Origin of the sequence: Bacillus sp. GbtcB10, from assembly GCF_019091365.1 — a bacterium.
Taxonomy (GTDB): domain Bacteria; phylum Bacillota; class Bacilli; order Bacillales; family Bacillaceae; genus Bacillus; species Bacillus altitudinis.
Map to the genome: position 1 here is coordinate 836,377 of NZ_JAGXJP010000001.1, position 20,597 is coordinate 856,973.

Sequence of the window (20,597 nt, forward strand, 5' to 3'; positions counted from 1 at the left end):
TTGGCGGCTGACTCATTCCCTTTAAAAAGAAAAGCGCTTACATTTTGTAAAATAATAGAAAAAGGTGGAAATCATATTAAAACTGCCGATGATAGGTGGGAGAGTTCTTCTTAGAGAACCAGTAAAACAGAGGATTCTGCAGAAAAAAGGGGGGTTCTAGACAGGGTCAATGCTCATACAAATGTGATTCATTCCAGATGAAAAAAATCAAATTCGCATAAAAAAAAGACGAATTAAAGAAAACAGACTGGGTAGGACTAGGTCATTTTAAACATAACTTCATTTGTTTGTCATACTATTCTAACTCTGTTTTCAATCAGGAAAGGCGTTTCTGTGTATATAAATGCAATTATCTTATTTTTGAGGAATCTCATGATCTAGAGTGTTATGATCAAATTTGAAGAGAAAATGTGGAAAAAATGAAAAGAAATGATGATTCAATATTAATCATAGAAACGGCTTAGAAATCTGTTAAAGGAGAACGGGAATGAAGAAGTTTTTTGCTTTGCTTCTCCTGCTTGTCATCGGATGGGGCGTCTATTATACCATGCAAGCACAGGAACATGATGAGCCAGTGTCATCAGGTGGAGAAGACGAAAGCGGTTCAAATGATATGTATCGCAATTTTAAAGAACTGGAAGAGAATGAATCAACAGATCATTATCAAATCACATCCAATCCAGTGCCCGGCAGCCGTCTTCTAGTGATGTCGCCTCATGGCGGGAGAATCGAAGGCGGCGTTAGTGAGATTGTCCATTTTTTTGATAACGATTTTTCTACGTACTTATTTGAAGGTTTTAGAGAAAATGCATCAGAACTTCATATTACAAGTACAAACTTCGATGAACCAATCGGAGTCGCACAGGCAAAAGCACATGATTATGTATTAGCTGTTCATGGATATAAAGGGGAGCCGGGAATTGACCACACCCTTGTTGGCGGAACAGACTATGACCGTGCTGAAAAAATTGTGAACTCATTAGAGCGCAACGGTTTTTCTGCTGAACTTGCAGTTGCACACGCAACCCTAAGCGGAACGAGCAATCATAATATTAATAATCTTACAAAAACAGGGCAAAGTGTACAGCTTGAGATTAGTAGAAGTCAACGGGAAGCGTTATTTGACAGTTTCGATTTTCGGTATCGATCGAGTACAAAAAACGAGACGTTCTACCGGTATGTCAGGGCGATTCGCACGGTGCTGGATGAAGAATATACGTAAGGATGGTGCACATCTTAAGACAGCAAGGTGAATTCTTGTTACACTATAAAAAGTGATAACAAAAGGAGAGACAGATATGGCGCGTCATCATTTTCATCTTCAGGCAAGCTGGCCTGGTCTGCGTAACGATGTGGGGACAATCGAATGTGAACAGTTAAAGACGAAGATTTCCATTCCAAAAGAAATGGATGGACCGGGTATCGGAACAAATCCAGATGAGATGCTCCTAGGTGCAGCAGCCACATGTTATATCATTACACTTGCAGCCATGATGGAGCGGAGTCAATTAGAGAAAGAGGATTTATCGATGAGCTCTGAGGCAGTTGTCGATGTGACAAACGGTGTGTTTACATATGAGAAAATCATTCACCGTCCTGTCATCATTCTCAAAGAGTCTGCTACTGCACAGGACATAGAACGAGCTCGTAAGCTTGCACATAAAGCTGAAAGCTCATGTATGATCTCTAGAGCTGTGCAAGGGAATGTCCATATTTCTTTAGAAGAAACCATCAAAGCGGGTCATTAAGACAAAAAAGTCATTTTCTCTTGATTAATGGAGAAAATGACTTTTTTTATGACGTCCATTCGGTTTGATCGAATGATTCTTTCTTTTGTTTTTTGGATTGATTTAAGACAATGACGCCGCATATGACAAGTGCAAGACCAATGAATCCTTTCATATGAATGGTTTCGTTAAATAGCACGAGGCCCACAAGAGCAGTAAGTGCTGTACCGACCCCAGACCAAGTGGCATATGCAGATGACAGCTCAATTGTTTTGAGTGCCAAACTGAGAAAGGTAAAGGCGCACCCAAATCCGATCAGGACCCCCATACTCGGCAGCACCTGTGTAAAACCTTGCGAAAGCTTCAGCATCGTACTGCCAAAAACCTCTGTCAAAATGGCTCCTGTTAAATAAAGCATTCCTTTCATATCACTTCACATCCTTTAAGACATATTTAATAGTACGACCCCTGAAACAAGCATTGCCATTCCAATAAGTGCTTGACGGTTCAAGGTTTCTTTGAAAAAGAGCACGCCAAAAAAAGCCGTGAGGACGGTACCTACCCCAGACCATGTGGCGTAAGACATGCTAAGTGGAATGATATTTAGGGTCAATGACAGCATGTAAAAAGCAAGTGTATAGCCAGCGACAACGACAGCGCTAGGTTTAAAGCGTGTGAAACCATTTGATAGTTTCAGCATCGCTGCCCCAATCGCTTCTGAAAAAATGGCGATAGCCAAAAAAAGATATCCGAGGATCATCATCATCCCTCCTCTAAAATGTGTAAAATCCGATGAAGTAAAAGGGTTTTTTCCTCTCGATTCAATGGTTCAAGCTGAAACATTTCTGAAAACCATATGCCATCACAGGCAAGACGGATCAATTGGCTAAGTGCAGGGTCATTGATTTCCTCGGCTGCTTTTTCTTTAAATTCCGCATAAAAATGACGCCAAGGATTTAATAACGCTTCATCAAATGACATGGTTGCCAGCATACTTGTACATAGCTGTGTGGTGTTTTGCCTATCAAGATCATTTAATGTGGCCAATATATAGGCACGTACATAAGGCGCCTTTTCGTTTTTGTATGTTTCCTGATACGTGTCAAGCTGCTGACGAAAAGAGGCAACCGCATGCTCATTCATTTGCTGGATCAGGTCTTCCTTGCTCGAAAAATGATACAGTAGCCCGGCTTTGGTCATATTTGCATGTTCTGCCACCTGCTGAAGGGTGAGCTGACTCAATCCTTCTTTTAGAATGGTGTGAGCTGCTGCCTCAAAAATTTGTTCTTTTTTCGTTTTAGACATAAAAAAAACACCTACTTTACTGAACGGTCGGTAAAGTAAATGTTAACCTATGAAAAACAAATGTGTCAATCGATTCATTTTATAAGAGGATGTTTTCACTAAATCGTCATATTTAATAATAAGGGTATGGTCCATATGGCGGGTATGGCGGTGGATAAGGATAACCATAGCCATATCCTGGAGCAAGAAGCGACCCAGCTAGAAGCCCTCCAGCAAAACCACCTAAAAATGGCGGTCCAAAAAATCCAGGTCTCCCATAGCCAAAACCAGGGCGCCCAAAACCAAACCCAGGTCTTCCAAAACCAAATCCAGGGCGTCCAAATCCAAAAGGTCTTCTCATCTCATCTTGAACAAACGGTGCGTCAAAATAATTCATAAAAAAAGACTCCTTTCACATAAAATCACTGTAACTGACATCAGTGTATTCGAGTGGCCCACTTGTGTTTGGGTGAATGCCTAAAATAAGGAGGAATGTAAAAAATGGGCCTGTATCCGTCTGATTGGGCTAAATGTCCACCTCATGCACATGCTTATAAAGCGCGAACGGATGTAACCGAAGAACATTATCATTTAATAGAAGGTATTTCTCAGCCTGTGAATGGAAGCAGTACCGACAGACATACTCATTATTACCGGGGGATCACGTCATTTGAAAGAGGGCATTTTCATAGATATTATGGCGTCACTGGACCTGCTATCCCAAGAGTGGACGGGACGCACTACCATGAAATTGAGGAAGTCACGTTTTCTGCCTATACCGACTCTGTCCCGATTCCATACGGGGGAGTCGTTTACAGTCCAGATGAAGAAAGGCCAACGCATAAGCACCGTTTAAAAGGAAAGACATATGAAGTGGTCGGGAATGAACCACTTGGCTGGTGACGGGAGGATATAGGAGAGAAAGAGAAGTTATGCTATACTGTAGGCAGTTTGTAAAAGAGAGTGATGTTATGAAAAAACAACCAGTGATTGTATTAGTAGGTCCGACGGCTGTCGGAAAAACAAAGCTGAGCATTGATATAGCGAAAGCATTTAATGGAGAAATTATCAGCGGGGATTCCATGCAGATCTATAAAGGGATGGATATTGGCACAGCGAAAATCACCCCTGAAGAAATGAATGGCGTTCCGCACCATTTAATCGATATTAAACAACCGGATGAATCGTTTTCTACAGCTGAATTTCAGCAGCTTGTCCGCTTAAAAATCAAAGAGATTGCTGCGAGAGGAAAAACGCCCATGATTGTTGGTGGAACTGGGCTATATATTCAGTCTGTTTTATATGATTACACGTTTACTGATGAGAAAAGTGATCCTGCTTTTAGAGAAGAGATGACGCTGTTTAAGCAGCAGCATGGACCGATCAAGCTGTATGAAAAGCTAAAAGAAGCCGATCCTGACGCTGCAAAAGCGATTCATCCGAATAACGTCCGCCGCGTGATCAGAGCGCTTGAAATCATCCATACAACAGGTCAGAAAATGTCTGATATGCAAAACGGGCATCAAGAAGTTCCTCTTTATGACACTGCCTTCATTGGGCTGAAAATGGACCGAGAGCTTTTGTACGAGCGCATTCATCAAAGAATTGATATGATGTTAGATGAAGGCTTAATTGAAGAAGTGAGCGCACTTTATCAATCTGGTTTGAAAGATTGTCAGTCTGTTCAAGCGATCGGTTATAAAGAGTTGTATGCCTATTTTCAAGGCGACTGCTCACTTGATGAAGCCATCCAGCAATTAAAACAAAATTCCCGCAGATATGCGAAGCGTCAGTTTACGTGGTTCCGTAATAAAATGGATGTCACCTGGTTTGATATGACACCACCTTGCCACTTTTCGGACAAAAAAGAGGAAATTTTCGCATATATAGCAGGAAAGCTTGGACTTAAAGCGAAACTGTAGTTATCAGAATCAAGGAGGACGAAACATGAAACCGATTAATATTCAGGACCAATTTTTGAATCAGATCCGCAAAGACAATACATTTGTCACAGTATTTTTACTGAATGGCTTTCAGCTTCGCGGTCAAGTAAAGGGATTTGACAATTTCACGGTGCTGCTTGAGACAGAAGGGAAGCAGCAGCTTATTTATAAACATGCGATTTCAACATTTGCACCTCAAAAAAATGTAAATCTTGAATTAGAATAAACACCCGTTTTCACCAATAGCCCCATGCAGCTGCGAATAAACCGGCCGAAACCCGCTACGTTTTTTGTCAGTGCAGAGGGGCTATTTTGCATGCCATGAAACTTTTCTGTCCAAGTTGCGTATAAATCCTTATTGGTCATTTAAAAGGTGAGGGGATTTATATGGAAAATGCAGAGCTTGAATTGAGAAGGATTCGAGTGATCCTTCTTTTGATTGGAATCGTTGTCTTATTTGGATCATGCGCCATCTCGAACATCGAAACGAGACAAGAAAGTTGGCATAACCATTCTGGTGAGCATGATGGGAGCCATGTTGATGGTCTTTTACCATCATCTGTTGCGCTAAAAAATAATCACATTGCTGTTGTAAAAGATGATGAAGTACATGTATACCGGTTTGATGAAAAAGAAGGAGAGCTGACGCTCATTACGACAAAGTACATAGATGAATGGGATGAAGATGATGGTGATAGTGAAGACTTTGATGAAGAGTAAGCACGTAAATTTACAAATGAATGTGAAGTCGCTACACTATAAACATGCATCAGACATCTAGACAGAAAAGGATGAGTTCATGACACACAAAATTAAAATTAATCATTGGGAACAAACTTGTGAAGATGACTCCTGTTTCGAATATGGAACAAGCGTTTCTGTAAACGGGAAAGAGTTAGTAAGAGAAGCCTCGATCGTCTCTGCGCTTGAAGCGGTGCTGAAAGAATTAGGTGTTGAAGTGGAAATAACAGAAGTGTCAGAAGATTTACAGTGCGACGCCTACAAAAAATAAAACAAAAAGTCTAGTCTACTAAGCGATTTTTTTTCGTGTTATGATAGATTTCGGTTTCAGTTGAATAGGGAGTAGGGCAGTCTATTTTTAGAACCTGCTCTGCTCTATTTATTTGAACGTACGAGTTCGGCTATGAATGTTCGGCCGGGTTGGTTGATTTTTTTCGTTTCGAACATCTATATGTTGTGTTTTGAAAAAACATAGTATACTATATATAGTGAATAACGAAATGATCAACAATACTAAAAACTAGGTCGTGATGGAATTGATTCAAATCGTATTTGATTCAAAAACAGGAAATGTTCAACGCTTTTTGGACAAGACCCCTTTTACAGACAAACGAAAATTGACTGGAGAAGAGTTTTTGGATACGCCGTTTATTCTCGTCACCTTTACGACAGGATTTGGACAAGTCCCTGGTACCACTCAGTCATTTTTAGAGAAAAATGCGCACCTTTTACTAGGTGTAGCGGTGAGTGGGAACAAAGTGTGGGGAGATAACTTTGCCAAAAGCGCCGATACGATTTCTAAACAATATCAAGTTCCTATTTTGCACACCTTTGAACTAAGCGGAACAAAAAGGGATGTTGAATTGTTTACACAGGAGGTAGAAAGAATTGTCACAAAATCAGGTTCCAAAGTGGATACAATTAAATAACGAGATTATGATTCAAAAAGAAGGAAAGTTTCAGTTCGACAAGGACAAAGAAGCTGTACATAGTTATTTCGTAGATTATATTAATCAAAACACGGTCTTCTTTCATAATCTAGAAGAGAAGATTGATTACTTAATAGAAAACGACTACTATGAAGAAGAATTTTTAAGACAATATAGCATGTCAGATATTAAAGAAGTATTTGAAGCTGCATATGCCAAGAAATTTAGATTCCCATCATTTATGAGTGCGTTTAAGTTTTACAATGACTATGCACTGAAAACAAATGACAAAAAGAAAATCCTTGAACGCTATGAAGACCGCATTTCAGTTGTGGCTCTTTTCTTTGCGGGCGGAGACAAAAAGAAAGCACTTGAGTTTGTGGAACTGATGATCAACCAAGAGTATCAGCCAAGTACACCAACATTCTTAAACGCAGGCCGTAAAAGACGTGGTGAGCTGGTGAGCTGCTTCTTGCTTGAAGTGAATGACTCATTAAACGATATTTCAAGAGCCATTGATATTTCCATGCAGCTTTCTAAATTAGGCGGCGGCGTCAGCTTGAACCTTTCAAAGCTTCGTGCGAAAGGTGAAGCGATCAAAGATGTTGAAAATGCGACCAAAGGTGTCGTAGGCGTCATGAAACTTCTTGATAATGCATTCCGATATGCAGATCAAATGGGACAAAGACAAGGTTCAGGAAGTGCGTACCTGAATATTTTCCACAGAGATATTAATGATTTCTTAGATACGAAAAAAATCTCTGCGGATGAAGATGTTCGTGTGAAAACACTTTCGATCGGTGTCGTCATCCCAGATAAATTTATCGAGCTTGCTAGAGAAGATAAAACAGCTTACACATTCTATCCTCATACAGTTTATAAAACTTATGGACAGCATCTTGATGAGATGGATATGGAAGAAATGTATGACGAGCTTGTAGAAAACCCGAAAGTCAAAAAAGAAAAAGTCAACCCGAGAAAACTTCTTGAAAAATTAGCTGTTCTGCGCTCAGAATCAGGCTATCCATATATCATGTTCCAAGATAATGTGAATAGAGAGCACGCTCTGAACCATATTTCACGTGTGAAATTCTCAAACCTTTGCTCAGAAGTACTTCAAGCTTCAGAAGTCTCTTCTTACACGGACTATGATCAAGATGATGAGATCGGACTTGATATTTCTTGTAACCTTGGTTCTTTAAATATCATGAACGTGATGAAAAACAAATCCATTGAAAAAACAGTCAAGCTTGCAACGGACTCACTTACACTTGTGTCTGAAACAACAGATATCCGCAATGCACCAGCTGTTAGAAAAGCGAACAAAGCGATGAAGTCGATTGGACTTGGTGCGATGAACCTTCACGGGTATTTAGCTCAAAACCAAATCGCTTATGAAAGTGAAGAAGCAAGAGATTTCGCTAATACGTTCTTTATGATGGTGAACTATTACTCCATTAAGCGTTCAAGTGAGCTTGCAAAAGAAAAAGGGGAAACATTCCACCGTTATGAGGGCTCTGGTTATGCAACAGGTGAGTACTTCAATAAATACGTAGAAAATGATTTCACTCCAAAAACAGAAAAAGCAGCTGCGCTATTTGAAGGCATGCACATTCCAACAAAAGAAGACTGGGCAGCACTCAAAGACTTTGTAGCGGAAAATGGCATGTACCATAGCTATCGATTATGTATTGCGCCAACAGGTTCTATTTCGTATGTTCAATCGGCAACAGCTTCTGTAATGCCAATTATGGAACGTATCGAAGAAAGAACATACGGAAACAGCAAAACGTATTATCCAATGCCAGGACTTTCAGCGCAAAACTGGTTCTTCTATAAAGAAGCATACGATATGGACATGTTTAAAGTAGTCGATATGATCGCAACCATTCAGCAGCACGTCGATCAAGGAATTAGCTTTACATTATTCCTAAAAGATACGATGACAACGCGTGACTTAAACCGCATCGATCTTTATGCACACCATAAAGGCATTAAGACACTTTATTATGCAAGAACGAAGGATACAGGGCAGGAAGGCTGTCTTTCTTGTGTTGTTTGATTAAAGGAGAGTTTAACGTGACAAAAATTTATGATGCAGCCAACTGGTCAAAACACGAAGATGATTTTACACAAATGTTTTACAACCAAAACGTCAAGCAATTCTGGCTTCCAGAAGAGATTTCCTTAAACGGGGATCTCTTAACATGGAAATATTTAGGTGAAGAAGAGCGAGATACGTACATGAAGGTACTGGCTGGACTGACGTTACTTGATACAGAACAAGGAAATACAGGAATGCCGATAGTGGCTGAACATGTGGACGGTCATCAGCGTAAAGCCGTGTTAAACTTTATGGCCATGATGGAAAATGCCGTGCATGCAAAATCATACTCAAATATCTTCATGACGCTTGCACCGACTGAAACGATTAGTGAAGTATTTGAATGGGTCAAGAAAAATAAATTCTTGCAAAAGAAAGCAGATATGATTGTAGGTCTGTACCGTTCCATTCAAAAGGATGACCCGATTTCCTTATTTAAAGCAATGGTTGCTTCAGTGTATTTAGAAAGCTTCCTATTCTATAGCGGCTTTTACTACCCGCTATATTTCTACGGTCAAGGAAAGCTCATGCAAAGTGGTGAAATCATTAACTTGATTTTGCGCGATGAAGCGATTCACGGTGTGTATGTTGGATTGTTAGCACAAGAAATTTACAACAAACAAACACCTGACGTGCAAAAAGAGCTTTATGATTTCTCTATCGATCTGCTTAATGAGCTTTATGAAAATGAACTTCATTACACTGAGGATATTTATGACCAAGTCAATTTATCGCATGATGTGAAAAAGTTCATTCGTTACAATGCCAATAAAGCGTTAATGAACCTTGGATTTGCCCCTTACTTTGAAGAAGAAGAGATCAACCCAATTGTATTGAACGGACTCAATACAAAAACAAAGTCACATGACTTCTTCTCAATGAAAGGGAACGGCTACAAAAAGGCAACAGTTGAGCCGTTAAAAGATGATGATTTCTTCTTTGGAGATGAATCATAAGGAAAGCGTAAAAGTCAAAACGCATCACTCGTTTTGGCTTTTTGCCATTTCTAACAATGTGTTACATACTGGAGGTTACCGAACATGGGAAAAATGGACGAAATCATTTTAGTTGCACCTCGCGCACGCGTGTTCCAAAACGAAACACTTGCGTTTAATGGTGTGAATAGTGAAGAGAAAACAATCAACACCATTATGAAAGAAATTGAAGAGCACTTCGAGCAAATGCGAAGAGGCGATGCAGAAGAAAATCCTGACTTTAAGCAGCCAATTCCATATGTTGTCATTAAGCGTGAGGACGAAGTGTATGTATATGAAAGACTTCAAGGTGGGGGAGAGACTCGCTTACATCATAAGTTATCTCTTGGCTTTGGCGGTCATATGAATTTCATTGAAGGAAAAAAATTTGCTGAAATTCTAAAAGAAAATACCGATCGTGAACTGGACGAGGAACTTTCGATTCAAAAAGAAGACAAACTTGAGATGAAAACCCTTGGACTCATTAATGATGATGACAATAGTGTCGGCCGTGTGCACATCGGACTGTTATCAGCCCTTGAATTATCGCCGGGTGCTCATGTAGAAGTAAAAGAAACAGATCAAATCTCAGGCAAATGGATGAAAGTAACAGATTTGAAAAAGCCTGAGTACTTCGATCGTCTTGAAACATGGTCTCAATTTGTCGTGAACATTTTAGCATAATTGGATAGACAACAAACCGGCTCTAAAGATGACTTGAGCCGGTTTGTTTTTTAGATTATTGAAAAACGAATGCGTCGTGACCGGCCTTCTTTAATCGAGCGACGAGGTCATCTGCATTTTGCTTTGAACGGAAAGCGCCAGCTTGGACTCGGTACATGCCGCTATCCAGTACGACCAGCGCTTCAAATCCTTTGGATCTGAGTGTAGCTGCTAGTTCATCCGCATTGGCTTTGACCTTGAAAGCCCCTGCTTGCACTTTATATAGGTTACTTGCTTTTTTTTTCAATTGAAGGGCTTTTTCTAATCCAGTGGCATGAGCACGAGCGATCCCTTGAAGGAAAGTAGCGTTACGGAGCTTATTTGCATCAGCTACCGTATCAATGAAACCGTTTTCAGTTAAAATGGCAGACATAGAAGTTTCCCGCAGAACGTGGAAGTTCGCCGTTTTCTTGCCGCGGTCGGCAAAATCAACGGAGCGGACAATCTCATCATGAAGGGCATTGCGATACGTGGTGGTTGGTGCTGAAACGCCAGGGTACACATAACTTTCAAAACCTGTGCCTCCGCCAGCATTAATATGAATAGACACGAAATAGTCAGCTCCCCAGCTGTTTGCCGCATTCGTGCGCTGGGATAACGTGACGGATTGGTCAATTGAACGACTTAAGCGGACGGAAACCCCATCATATTCACTAATCAACATATCCCTCAGAAAAAGCGCAATTTGCAGTGTGATATTTTTCTCCAAAAGTCCATTAGCAGCAGCTCCAGAATCTGTTCCTCCGTGGCCAGGATCAATAAAAATTTTCACCATCTATTCATCACCTCGTCTTTATTTTATGAGGAAATAGAAAAATTGCCTGTACAAAATGCGGAAATCATCGAGACTCTTTTCTGCACAATTTATGATGAAAAAGCGTCATTTTTCTAAGAAAAAACAAATTGTTGGTTTGTCCGCCCGAAATGGATGAATACAATGGAAATAGCACATCATTTCCTGGGAAACCGCACAATCCCCTACAATAACCGGTATCTCGGGTCATTTTGACAGTAAACTGATGCTAGTGCGGGCGATTGTCACGATTACAGCTCCACCCGAATAGATTAAAGAGAGAAGAGCGAGAGGTGAATACGTTGGAGCGAGCTGTCACATATAAAAATAACGGCCAAATCAACATTATACTTAATGGACAGAAGCAAGTATTGGTTGATGCAGATTCAGAGGCAGAATACTTAGAGGCCTTGCAAAAAAATGAGGCCAAACACAGCATCTTACGAGAAATAGAACGAGAAATGAACAGCCTTGTCGGGATGGATGAAATGAAACGAAACATAAAAGAAATTTATGCTTGGATTTTTGTCAATCAAAAAAGACAAGAACAAGGATTAAAGGTAGGAAAGCAAGCGCTTCATATGATGTTTAAAGGAAATCCTGGCACAGGGAAAACAACGGTTGCACGGCTTGTCGGGAAGCTTTTCTTTGAAATGAATGTTCTTTCAAAAGGGCACTTAATTGAGGCGGAACGAGGAGATCTGGTTGGAGAGTACATTGGACATACAGCTCAAAAAACAAGAGATTTGATTAAAAAATCACTAGGCGGCATTTTGTTCATCGATGAAGCCTATTCTCTTGCCCGCGGAGGAGAGAAAGATTTTGGGAAAGAAGCCATTGATACCCTTGTAAAACATATGGAGGATAAGCAGCATGAATTCATCCTCATCTTAGCTGGATACTCCAAGGAAATGGATCATTTTCTTTCTCTAAACCCTGGTCTGCAATCGAGATTTCCGATTAATATCAACTTCCCTGATTATACAGTCGATCAGCTGATGGATATTGCAAAACGAATGATGGCCGATCGGGAATATGTCTTTACTCAAGAGGCAGAATGGAAACTGCGAGACTATTTAATGCACATCAAGAGCACAACGAGTCCTGCCAAATTCAGCAACGGCCGTTTTGTGCGAAACACCATTGAAAAAGCGATTCGAACTCAGGCGATGAGGCTGCTTCTTGTGGATCATTATGATAAAAAAGACTTACTTACGATTAAAAGCCATGATCTGCAAATGAAAGAGGATACGCCTTCTTGAAATGGCGTATCCTTTTTGTAAAGAGACAAGAAATTAAACCTTCCGAATGGTGGTATACGTGTGGTGTGTTTGGTATGATGGTACTACTGAAACTTAAGTACAGAAAGGAAACAACTGACGTTGAATGAACATGAAATGATAGAAAAAGCGATCCTTGTCGGCTGTCAACTGCCGCATATAACGGATGAACGCTTTCAATATTCTATGGAAGAATTAGCTTCCTTAACCAAAACAGCTGGCGGTGAAGCTGTCAGCATCATGACGCAAAAAAGAAATAGACAAGACAGCGCGACTTACATCGGGAAAGGGAAAGTGGAAGAGCTTGAAGTGCTTTGCGACGAGTTAGACTGTGACGTTATTATTTTTAACGACGAGCTTTCGCCTAGCCAGTTAAAAGCTTTGGCGACTGCCTTAGATGTGAAAATCATTGACCGTACGCAATTGATTCTAGACATCTTTGCCAAAAGAGCCCGTACAAGAGAGGGGAAGCTGCAAATAGAGCTTGCCCAGCTTCAGTATGCCTTGCCGAGGCTAAGTGGACAAGGGATCAGCCTTTCAAGACAAGGCGGTGGAATTGGCGCAAGAGGTCCAGGTGAAACAAAACTTGAGACAGACAGACGTCATATTCGAAACCGCATACACGAAATTCACGGACAACTATCTGCAGTCAAAGAACATCGCACGAGATACCGGGAACGACGGAAGAAAAATGGCGTATTCCAAATCGCTATTGTCGGGTACACAAATGCCGGGAAATCAACATTGTTTAACCAGTTAACAGAAGCGGATAGCCATGAAGAAGATTTGCTGTTTGCCACACTTGACCCAATGACGCGTAAAATGACACTTGAATCTGGCTACAGTGTACTGATTTCCGATACAGTTGGTTTTATTCAAGACCTTCCAACCACACTGATTGCAGCATTTCGTTCCACTCTTGAAGAAGTAAAAGAAGCAGACTATTTGCTTCATGTGATCGATTCTTCGAATGAGGATTATGAAGGGCATGAACGAACGGTTCATAAGCTTTTAGAAGAATTAGAAGCTGACCGTATTCCGATGCTGACTGTCTATAACAAAAAAGACCAAATCCGGCCGGATTTTATCCCTTCCTCAAAGCAGCGCCACATTTTAATCAGTGCTAGGCGCGAGGAAGATGTGAAGCGGTTAAAAGCGGATATCATGGCTGAACTGAAAAAAGATTTTTTAAAGCCATATCATGTAAGGATTCCGGCATATGAAGGGAAACTCATATCTGCCTTAAAGTCAGAAACCTTGGTGGAATCACTGGAATTTCAAAAGGAAGCAGAGCTTTATGACATCACTGGATTTAGTGGTGAAGAGCAAACCATATTAGGACAAATCAAGAAGTATATGTTGTAGGAAAGGAATTAAATCACGATGTTTCACACTTTAAAACATGGCACCATTTTAGAAAAAATAGCAGCAGAAGCAGAACAAGACATTTCACAAATACATCAGCAAATTGATCGAAAGAGCGAACAAAATGAGTGGCGGGTTCTTGAAAGCTACCGGAAACATAAAGTCAGCGACTCTCATTTTAACCCGACAACTGGTTATGGCTACGATGATATGGGAAGAGACACGTTAGAAAATATCTATGCGGATGTATTTGGAGGGGAAAGCGGTCTTGTACGCCCGCAGATCATTTCTGGAACACATGCCATTTCCATCGCCTTATTCGGTGTGCTAAGACCTGGTGATGAATTGATCTACATGACGGGGAAACCTTACGATACCCTAGAAGAGATTGTTGGGATTCGCGGCAAAAAAGGGACAGGCTCATTAAAAGATTTTCAGATCGATTACAAAGCCATTGATTTGCGTCAAGATGGATCTGTCGATTTCGACAAAGTCAAAGAATCTATTTCTCCCAAAACAAAAGTCATCGGGATTCAGCGTTCTAAAGGCTATGCGTCAAGACCATCCTTTACAATAGAAGAAATTGAACAAATGATTTCATTTGTGAAAGACATCAATGAGGACATCATTGTGTTTGTTGACAACTGTTATGGTGAATTTACTGAATTACAAGAGCCGTGTCATGTGGGCGCAGACCTGATGGCAGGTTCTCTCATTAAAAACCCAGGCGGCGGCCTTGCCAAAACGGGCGGCTACATCGTCGGAAAAGAAAAATGGGTAGAAGCTTGCTCTTATCGAATGACATCTCCAGGCATCGGCAGTGAAGCGGGTGCATCGCTGTATGCGCTCCAGGAAATGTATCAAGGATTTTTCTTAGCACCGCATGTTGTTGCACAAAGTTTAAAAGGCGCCGTGTTTACAGCGCGTTTTCTTGAAAAACTCGGGTTCCAAACAAACCCGTCGTGGAATGCGAAAAGAACCGACTTGATTCAATCTGTAGAATTTGGAGACCCTAAAAAAATGATTGCATTTTGTCAGGCCATTCAATATGCATCACCGATTAACAGTCATGTCACACCGCATGCGAGCTATATGCCGGGATACGAGGACGATGTGATTATGGCAGCGGGCACATTTGTCCAAGGAGCCAGCATTGAATTATCAGCTGATGGTCCGATTAGACCGCCTTACACAGCCTATGTTCAGGGCGGTCTCACGTACGCCCATGTGAAAAATGCCATTTGCAGTGCTGTAGATGCCTTATTAGAGCAAGGTTTTATTGAAGTGCCTGCTCGATAAAAAAATCCATGTTAATATTCCTAACATTTCGTTGACACATAATATAACATGACATATAATAAATTTAAGCAAAGAGGAGGAGACAGTTGAGATGAGTGATAACATTCGCCGCTCAATGCCTTTATTCCCAATTGGGATTGTCATGCAGCTAACTGAATTATCTGCAAGACAAATTCGCTATTATGAGGAAAATGGTTTAGTATTTCCAGCGAGAAGTGATGGGAATCGCCGATTATTTTCTTTCCATGATGTTGATAAATTACTAGAAATCAAAAACCTCATCGAACAAGGTGTAAACATGGCAGGAATCAAAAAACTTTTTGCCAAAGCTGAGGCTGAAAATCCATCGTCTGAAATAAAGACAGAGGAGAAAACCACAGCGAAGCACAACTTGACAGATGATGAACTCAGGAAGCTACTGAAGAAGGAACTCATTCAGGCTGGACGTTTCCAACAAGGAACGACCTTTAGGCAGGGGGATATGTCAAGGTTCTTCCGTTAACCAATTAGCAAAAGCATTGCTATACACATTTTACCTTTTGTAGGGGAGGAGTTTTACGAAATGGCAAAGTACACAAGAGAAGATATCGTAAAATTAGTAAATGAGGAAAACGTAAAGTACATCCGTCTGCAATTTACAGACATTCTCGGAACAATTAAAAATGTTGAGATTCCTGTGAGCCAGTTAGAAAAAGCTCTCGATAACAAATGTATGTTTGATGGTTCATCTATTGAAGGGTTTGTACGTATCGAAGAATCAGATATGTACCTATATCCAGATCTAAACACGTTTGTTATTTTCCCTTGGACAGCAGAAAAAGGTAAAGTGGCACGCTTTATTTGTGACATTTATAAGCCAGACGGAACACCATTTGATGGAGACCCTCGTAACAACTTAAAGCGTATCTTAAAGGAAATGGAAGAACTAGGATTTAGTGATTTCAACCTTGGACCTGAGCCAGAATTCTTCTTATTTAAATTAGACGAAAAAGGCGAGCCAACGCTCGAACTAAACGATAAAGGTGGATACTTTGACCTTGCACCAACAGATTTAGGTGAAAACTGCCGCCGTGACATCGTGCTTGAGCTTGAAGAAATGGGCTTTGAAATTGAAGCTTCTCACCACGAAGTAGCACCTGGTCAGCATGAAATTGATTTCAAATATGCAGGCGCCATCCGTTCTTGTGATGACATTCAAACGTTCAAGCTTGTTGTGAAAACAATCGCTAGAAAGCACGGACTTCATGCGACATTCATGCCAAAACCATTGTTCGGTGTAAACGGATCTGGTATGCACTGTAACCTATCATTATTCAAAAATGGCAAAAACGCATTCTTTGATGAAAAAGCAGATTTACAATTAAGCGAGACAGCTAGACACTTTATCGCAGGTATTGTGAAGCACGCAACAAGCTTCACAGCGGTCACAAACCCGACGGTGAACTCTTACAAACGTCTTGTTCCTGGCTATGAAGCACCTTGCTACGTAGCATGGAGTGCACAAAACCGCAGCCCATTGATTCGTATTCCAGCATCACGCGGCATTAGCACACGTGTAGAAGTACGCAGTGTAGACCCATCTGCAAACCCATACCTTGCACTAAGTGTATTACTTGCAGCAGGTCTAGACGGAATCAAAAACAAACTAGACGCACCAGCGCCAATCGACAGAAACATCTATGTCATGGACAAAGAAGAGCGCCTTGAAAACGGCATCGCTGACTTACCTGCAACACTTGCAGAAGCACTTGAGCTGCTCAAGTCAAACGAAGTCATGATCAACGCACTAGGCGATCACTTATTCGAGCACTTCATCGAATCAAAAGAAATCGAATGGGATATGTTCCGCACCCAAGTACACCCATGGGAACGCGATCAGTATATGTCTCAGTATTAATAAAGAAAACCCCTTGGAGCCATTGGCTTCAGGGGGATTTTTGTTTTTGTGGGTGTTTCTTATATTTTAAAATGAAGCAGGCACCACCCACCATTCACCCACAAAAAAGTGATAAAAAACCACTCCATTATCTTGGAGATATACTCTTCATAATTATTCATTGAATCTGTGTCTATTTTTTCTAGTATGAGGTCCAAGCCAACGAAGCTGTACCTATGCAGAAAGATGAGAAGCAGCTACTAATGATTAGATTGCCCTCAAAGTGTGCAAGACGATTCTGACGAGAATGATTAAAAAGAAGAGGAAGACCGGGGCTGCTTAAGATGGCACGCAAACGATCAAAACGGTGGTTCCTACTTTATCGCTTAGAGGATGGACATCGTGTTCATCTCTATGAACTGCTTAGTCGGATCAGGAAAAGGTGGAGGATTATCAGATGAAAAACAAATTCTTAGAAGGAGACTGGATTAAAGCATCTAAGAAAGGAAAAAGAGAACAACTTAATAAAGCAGGTTATGTACTTAAAGTAGCCGAGGATGATATTTTAGTAAGGTTCCTTAGTGGTAATACCTTGGTTGTTCAAAAGTCTTGGGCTGAAAATTTGGATGAGGCACTTATTGTTGTAATATCATCGGTTGGGAATTATGGGTTACAAGAAAAGAGTGATATACTCTACCCTGCTAAATTTGAAGGTGTTATTGCTGTAGGAGCATTAAATATGAACGGTGATATATGGAAAGGGACAACTGTAGGTAATGGATTAAATGTGTTACTTCCGGGGCATTATATAAAAAGTTATTCAAAAGATGGTTCTTTTTTATATAGTAGTGGTACTTCAATGGCGGCTGCCTACATGGCAGGTCTTGCTGCTCTCTTTTTTGAAGAATATTCTTCTTATAATAAATCCACAATCTCTAAAAAATCATGGGAAAAAATCAAAAATTCAGATAAAATAAATGGGTATTCAGTTATGGATACAGTTAAATTTTTTTGAGAAACTAAGGTTTATATGAAGAATAAGCTTATTTTAGTAGTACTGTCTTTTATTCTATGTTTTCCGCGGTGACTCCAGCATATTCTTAGAGCGTAACTTCACTGAATAGTGAACTTGTGGTTAGTGATCAATTGATTGAACAAGATACGAGGATACCAGTATAGATGTTTCAAACTTTAATAAAGAATTTGACTTTCTTTTGAATGATCCAGTATTTATTGAAATAGAAGAAACTTTAGCGTTACAGAGTCAGAATGCTGAATTGAAAGAAGACAGTGTAACTGGTCAGTGGATACCGGTGGTGGCTGCTGCTTTAAGATTATTAATTTCTCAAGTTGGAAAAAAGGGAATGCAAAAAGGATGGAAAGTAGCTAGACCATATGTGCAGAAAGCATTAAAGGCGCCTCAAAATCGTATTATTGATGGCCCTGGATCAGGAGGGCGCATTATACAGGTACGTAGCAAAAAAACCACTATTCAGACTAGATTATGCACCTATAAAACATGGAAGACCTGCTGTTCTGCATTATCATGTTCCACCAAATCTAAAAGATCATCATGTTATTTTCTAAAGGGGAGATCAACGTTGCTTAACTTAGACGATACAATGCATTTGCATGTAGGCTATTATGAAAATGATTTAGATTATGAAGGAGTGTTTTTAAAAAGTTTAGATTCAGGGAAATGGTTATTGTTTTTTTATCAAGAAAGCTATGGTATAAAACTTGAACAAAAATATGAAAAATATGATGATTTTGTTTTGTTGGTTGGAGAGTATAATATTGATGATGAAGATATTGAGGATAAAGGTGATGCATTGTTCGAACAATTTCTAAAAGAAAATGGTTTAATAAAAGCATAGCGTTTTTGTGTGATACGTTACAATAAATAAAATGATATAGAAGAAGATATCTTTATCTGTTTAAAGACTGTTATGTAGACTTTAAAACTTTTCTAGAAGTATATTGATTCTGAAGGCGATGCGTTTTGGGAATAATAGAACCAAAGTGTCCATGTTTATGGGCACTTTTTTTATTTGCATTGCCGAGAAAAAGCGAACATGAATATTTTGTCCAGAAAGAAGAACCTGCGGACGCTGACCATTGGGCGCTTTAAGTGCCACACAATGGGTGTCCACTTTTATGTTGTGTTTTTTGTATCTTTACTCCTATTTAATGACAGCCATCACGTTGGTAAAATTGACCTTGTTAATGGATAGGAGGGAGTGACTTCTTCTGGGGAAGATACTTGATGCTAAAGCACTAATCAGTGCCATGGACGCAAGGGCGAAACATTATCAGGAACTCCGCGAACAAATGATTGATTTAAAAAAGGCACTACAAGGCGTAGCAAATCTCAGTGACGATTTCACTGTGAAAGGTGCGGATAACATTAAAAGTTTCTACAAAGAGCTCGCCGGAAATGTAGATATGTTTATCAGCTTCATCGATAAGCAGAAAGCCTTTCATGATGGTGTATCTGGTATGATTGATGATACGAGCTTTGGCGGGGACACCTTTGTAGAAGAACACTTTTTAGACAATGCAGTACATATGGTCATGAAAAACGCCAAAAGCATTGTGAAGGATCAAAAAAATGCTCTTAAAACGATTTTTGAAGATATCGATGACCTCATTTCACTGGAGGTATTCGATAGCAAAACCAAGCCTTATTCCGCAGCGTAAGGAAGGTGGGAAGAGGGTAACACTTAAGCATTTCCTCCAATTATTGAAAGGGTCGAAGCACTTTTAAAAGCATGTCCGTTATCTTTGAGTACCCTGAAGATTAAAAAGTACGCAACTTCTGAATTGGAAGTTGCTCTATGTTATTTACTCCTAAAATAACTCAAGATGGCATTTATAATTAAGGTGATCACAGATGCAATCAGTAAAGATATACTGATTGCACCCAGTCCTAAACCTTCCCACTTTCCTACGAAAAAACTGATTAATAATAAGATCATACTGATGAAGATGAGAATTGATGGTATTCCATACTGTAAAGGTGCATTCTTTCTTTTAAAGATCAAAGAAACACCCAGTATAAAAATCGTAAGAATAACTGTTAGCAGCCAAAATGATGACATTTGTTGACCTTCCTTCTTTTAAAAATATATGAAATTATCTTATTTCCTCATCCATTACTTTCTTATACTTTTCAAATTCAGAATCTTTCATTTCACCGTTCATTTGTAATAGAAAATTCCCCTTTGAATAGGTGTGAGAGAAGAACATAGATCCAGCATTGCCTAACTCATCATAATAGGATTTCGCCTGCTGTAAATCAGTTTCATTTCCAAATTTAAAAATCCTTCCACCAGCATTTTCACCTAAGGAAGGAATAAGAATTCTTTTTCCTTCTTCTCTTATATTTCCAAACTCTTTTTGTTTAAGATCAGATGGTTTTTCTGCTTCAAGCCCAGCACTTTTAAAAGCTTCAATAATATTGGCTGTCGTGAGCTGTTTTTCATTTGATGCTGCGCTACTGCAGGCTGTTAGCATCATTAAACAAATAAAAATGAATATAGATAATTTCTTCATATTG

At 39.9% G+C, this 20,597-nt stretch carries 25 protein-coding genes and 1 pseudogene; 19 read left to right on the forward strand and 7 right to left on the reverse strand.

The genetic code is table 11. The annotated features are described in order from the left end of the window. The first annotated feature begins 487 nt into the window (after positions 1 to 487). On the forward strand, positions 488 to 1,222 hold the full coding sequence (locus KVT11_RS04425) for a poly-gamma-glutamate hydrolase family protein (protein WP_017359039.1): 735 nt from the start codon (positions 488 to 490) through the stop codon (positions 1,220 to 1,222). 76 nt (positions 1,223 to 1,298) lie between these two features. Then, entirely contained in the window at positions 1,299 to 1,748 is a 450-nt protein-coding gene (locus KVT11_RS04430) for an OsmC family protein (RefSeq protein ID WP_007499445.1), read from the forward strand. Between the two features lie 46 nt (positions 1,749 to 1,794). Here KVT11_RS04430 and erbB read toward each other — a convergent pair whose 3' ends face one another. The 4 genes from erbB to KVT11_RS04450 all read right to left on the reverse strand — a co-directional run bounded on the left by erbB (position 1,795) and on the right by KVT11_RS04450 (position 3,408). After that, complete coding sequence (erbB, locus tag KVT11_RS04435; RefSeq protein ID WP_144610106.1) at positions 1,795 to 2,154, reverse strand: SMR family multidrug efflux transporter EbrB; 360 nt, start codon at positions 2,152 to 2,154, stop codon at positions 1,795 to 1,797. Positions 2,155 to 2,169: 15 nt separating this feature from the next. Then, entirely contained in the window at positions 2,170 to 2,487 is a 318-nt protein-coding gene (erbA, locus tag KVT11_RS04440; protein ID WP_017367286.1) for an SMR family multidrug efflux transporter EbrA, read from the reverse strand. Between the two features lie 2 nt (positions 2,488 to 2,489). Next, positions 2,490 to 3,032 (reverse strand): TetR/AcrR family transcriptional regulator, encoded by a 543-nt coding sequence (locus KVT11_RS04445; RefSeq protein WP_008344015.1) that lies wholly within the window; start codon positions 3,030 to 3,032, stop codon positions 2,490 to 2,492. Between the two features lie 112 nt (positions 3,033 to 3,144). Next, a complete protein-coding gene (locus KVT11_RS04450) occupies positions 3,145 to 3,408 on the reverse strand; it encodes a hypothetical protein (protein ID WP_017359036.1) in 264 nt (87 codons plus the stop codon). A gap of 104 nt (positions 3,409 to 3,512) precedes the next feature. Here KVT11_RS04450 and KVT11_RS04455 point away from each other — a divergent pair, with 104 nt between their 5' ends. The 9 genes from KVT11_RS04455 (at position 3,513) to KVT11_RS04495 (ending at position 10,386) form a co-directional block, all read left to right on the forward strand. Next, the gene (locus KVT11_RS04455; RefSeq protein ID WP_007499437.1) at positions 3,513 to 3,914 is read left to right on the forward strand and encodes a YmaF family protein; all 402 of its coding nucleotides are present in this window, start codon (positions 3,513 to 3,515) and stop codon (positions 3,912 to 3,914) included. A gap of 68 nt (positions 3,915 to 3,982) precedes the next feature. Continuing rightward, on the forward strand, positions 3,983 to 4,933 hold the full coding sequence (miaA, locus tag KVT11_RS04460) for a tRNA (adenosine(37)-N6)-dimethylallyltransferase MiaA (protein WP_039166571.1): 951 nt from the start codon (positions 3,983 to 3,985) through the stop codon (positions 4,931 to 4,933). A 25-nt stretch (positions 4,934 to 4,958) separates the two neighbouring features. Next, entirely contained in the window at positions 4,959 to 5,180 is a 222-nt protein-coding gene (hfq, locus tag KVT11_RS04465) for an RNA chaperone Hfq (RefSeq protein WP_003211269.1), read from the forward strand. A 161-nt stretch (positions 5,181 to 5,341) separates the two neighbouring features. Next, positions 5,342 to 5,674, forward strand: coding sequence for a YmzC family protein (locus tag KVT11_RS04470; RefSeq protein WP_025207367.1), 333 nt, complete (start codon positions 5,342 to 5,344; stop codon positions 5,672 to 5,674). A 79-nt stretch (positions 5,675 to 5,753) separates the two neighbouring features. Next, positions 5,754 to 5,966: a hypothetical protein gene (locus KVT11_RS04475; protein WP_003212415.1), complete on the forward strand. Its 213-nt coding sequence runs from the start codon at positions 5,754 to 5,756 to the stop codon at positions 5,964 to 5,966. 265 nt (positions 5,967 to 6,231) lie between these two features. Beyond that, positions 6,232 to 6,624 carry a class Ib ribonucleoside-diphosphate reductase assembly flavoprotein NrdI gene (nrdI, locus tag KVT11_RS04480; protein ID WP_017359034.1) on the forward strand — a complete coding sequence of 131 codons (393 nt, stop codon included), beginning with the start codon at positions 6,232 to 6,234 and terminating at the stop codon, positions 6,622 to 6,624. Beyond that, a complete protein-coding gene (nrdE, locus tag KVT11_RS04485) occupies positions 6,584 to 8,686 on the forward strand; it encodes a class 1b ribonucleoside-diphosphate reductase subunit alpha (protein ID WP_019743850.1) in 2,103 nt (700 codons plus the stop codon). The genes nrdI and nrdE overlap by 41 nt, the downstream gene beginning before the upstream one ends. Before the next feature lie 17 nt (positions 8,687 to 8,703). Then, a complete protein-coding gene (nrdF, locus tag KVT11_RS04490; RefSeq protein ID WP_008344010.1) occupies positions 8,704 to 9,684 on the forward strand; it encodes a class 1b ribonucleoside-diphosphate reductase subunit beta in 981 nt (326 codons plus the stop codon). 84 nt (positions 9,685 to 9,768) lie between these two features. Further along, entirely contained in the window at positions 9,769 to 10,386 is a 618-nt protein-coding gene (locus KVT11_RS04495) for a hypothetical protein (RefSeq protein WP_052320357.1), read from the forward strand. A gap of 55 nt (positions 10,387 to 10,441) precedes the next feature. Here the strand turns inward: KVT11_RS04495 and KVT11_RS04500 are convergent, their stop codons facing one another. After that, a complete protein-coding gene (locus KVT11_RS04500; protein WP_217608982.1) occupies positions 10,442 to 11,200 on the reverse strand; it encodes an N-acetylmuramoyl-L-alanine amidase in 759 nt (252 codons plus the stop codon). Between the two features lie 320 nt (positions 11,201 to 11,520). Here KVT11_RS04500 and spoVK point away from each other — a divergent pair, with 320 nt between their 5' ends. From spoVK to KVT11_RS04540, 8 genes and pseudogenes are all read left to right on the forward strand, one after another. Further along, complete coding sequence (gene spoVK, locus KVT11_RS04505; RefSeq protein WP_008344008.1) at positions 11,521 to 12,480, forward strand: stage V sporulation protein K; 960 nt, start codon at positions 11,521 to 11,523, stop codon at positions 12,478 to 12,480. Between the two features lie 120 nt (positions 12,481 to 12,600). Then, positions 12,601 to 13,863, forward strand: coding sequence for a GTPase HflX (gene hflX / locus KVT11_RS04510; RefSeq protein WP_017359031.1), 1,263 nt, complete (start codon positions 12,601 to 12,603; stop codon positions 13,861 to 13,863). Between the two features lie 18 nt (positions 13,864 to 13,881). Continuing rightward, positions 13,882 to 15,162 carry a methionine gamma-lyase family protein gene (locus KVT11_RS04515; RefSeq protein WP_052320360.1) on the forward strand — a complete coding sequence of 427 codons (1,281 nt, stop codon included), beginning with the start codon at positions 13,882 to 13,884 and terminating at the stop codon, positions 15,160 to 15,162. Positions 15,163 to 15,253: 91 nt separating this feature from the next. Continuing rightward, positions 15,254 to 15,664 carry a MerR family transcriptional regulator gene (locus KVT11_RS04520; protein ID WP_017359029.1) on the forward strand — a complete coding sequence of 137 codons (411 nt, stop codon included), beginning with the start codon at positions 15,254 to 15,256 and terminating at the stop codon, positions 15,662 to 15,664. A gap of 60 nt (positions 15,665 to 15,724) precedes the next feature. Further along, positions 15,725 to 17,059, forward strand: coding sequence for a type I glutamate--ammonia ligase (gene glnA / locus KVT11_RS04525; RefSeq protein ID WP_007499421.1), 1,335 nt, complete (start codon positions 15,725 to 15,727; stop codon positions 17,057 to 17,059). Positions 17,060 to 17,495: 436 nt separating this feature from the next. Beyond that, entirely contained in the window at positions 17,496 to 18,053 is a 558-nt protein-coding gene (locus KVT11_RS04530; protein ID WP_017359028.1) for a S8 family serine peptidase, read from the forward strand. 199 nt (positions 18,054 to 18,252) lie between these two features. Beyond that, positions 18,253 to 18,915 (forward strand): DUF3986 family protein, encoded by a 663-nt coding sequence (locus KVT11_RS20985; protein WP_235690794.1) that lies wholly within the window; start codon positions 18,253 to 18,255, stop codon positions 18,913 to 18,915. A 373-nt stretch (positions 18,916 to 19,288) separates the two neighbouring features. Beyond that, a pseudogene (locus KVT11_RS04540) lies at positions 19,289 to 19,717 on the forward strand (T7SS effector LXG polymorphic toxin); the annotation flags it as partial. 161 nt (positions 19,718 to 19,878) lie between these two features. On the opposite strand, the gene KVT11_RS04545 reads toward KVT11_RS04540, so the two are convergent. Then, on the reverse strand, positions 19,879 to 20,139 hold the full coding sequence (locus tag KVT11_RS04545) for a YesK family protein (protein ID WP_017359025.1): 261 nt from the start codon (positions 20,137 to 20,139) through the stop codon (positions 19,879 to 19,881). Between the two features lie 34 nt (positions 20,140 to 20,173). After that, positions 20,174 to 20,593, reverse strand: a complete 420-nt coding sequence (locus KVT11_RS04550) for a stress protein (RefSeq protein ID WP_080995767.1) — start codon at positions 20,591 to 20,593, stop codon at positions 20,174 to 20,176. Positions 20,594 to 20,597: the final 4 nt, after the last annotated feature.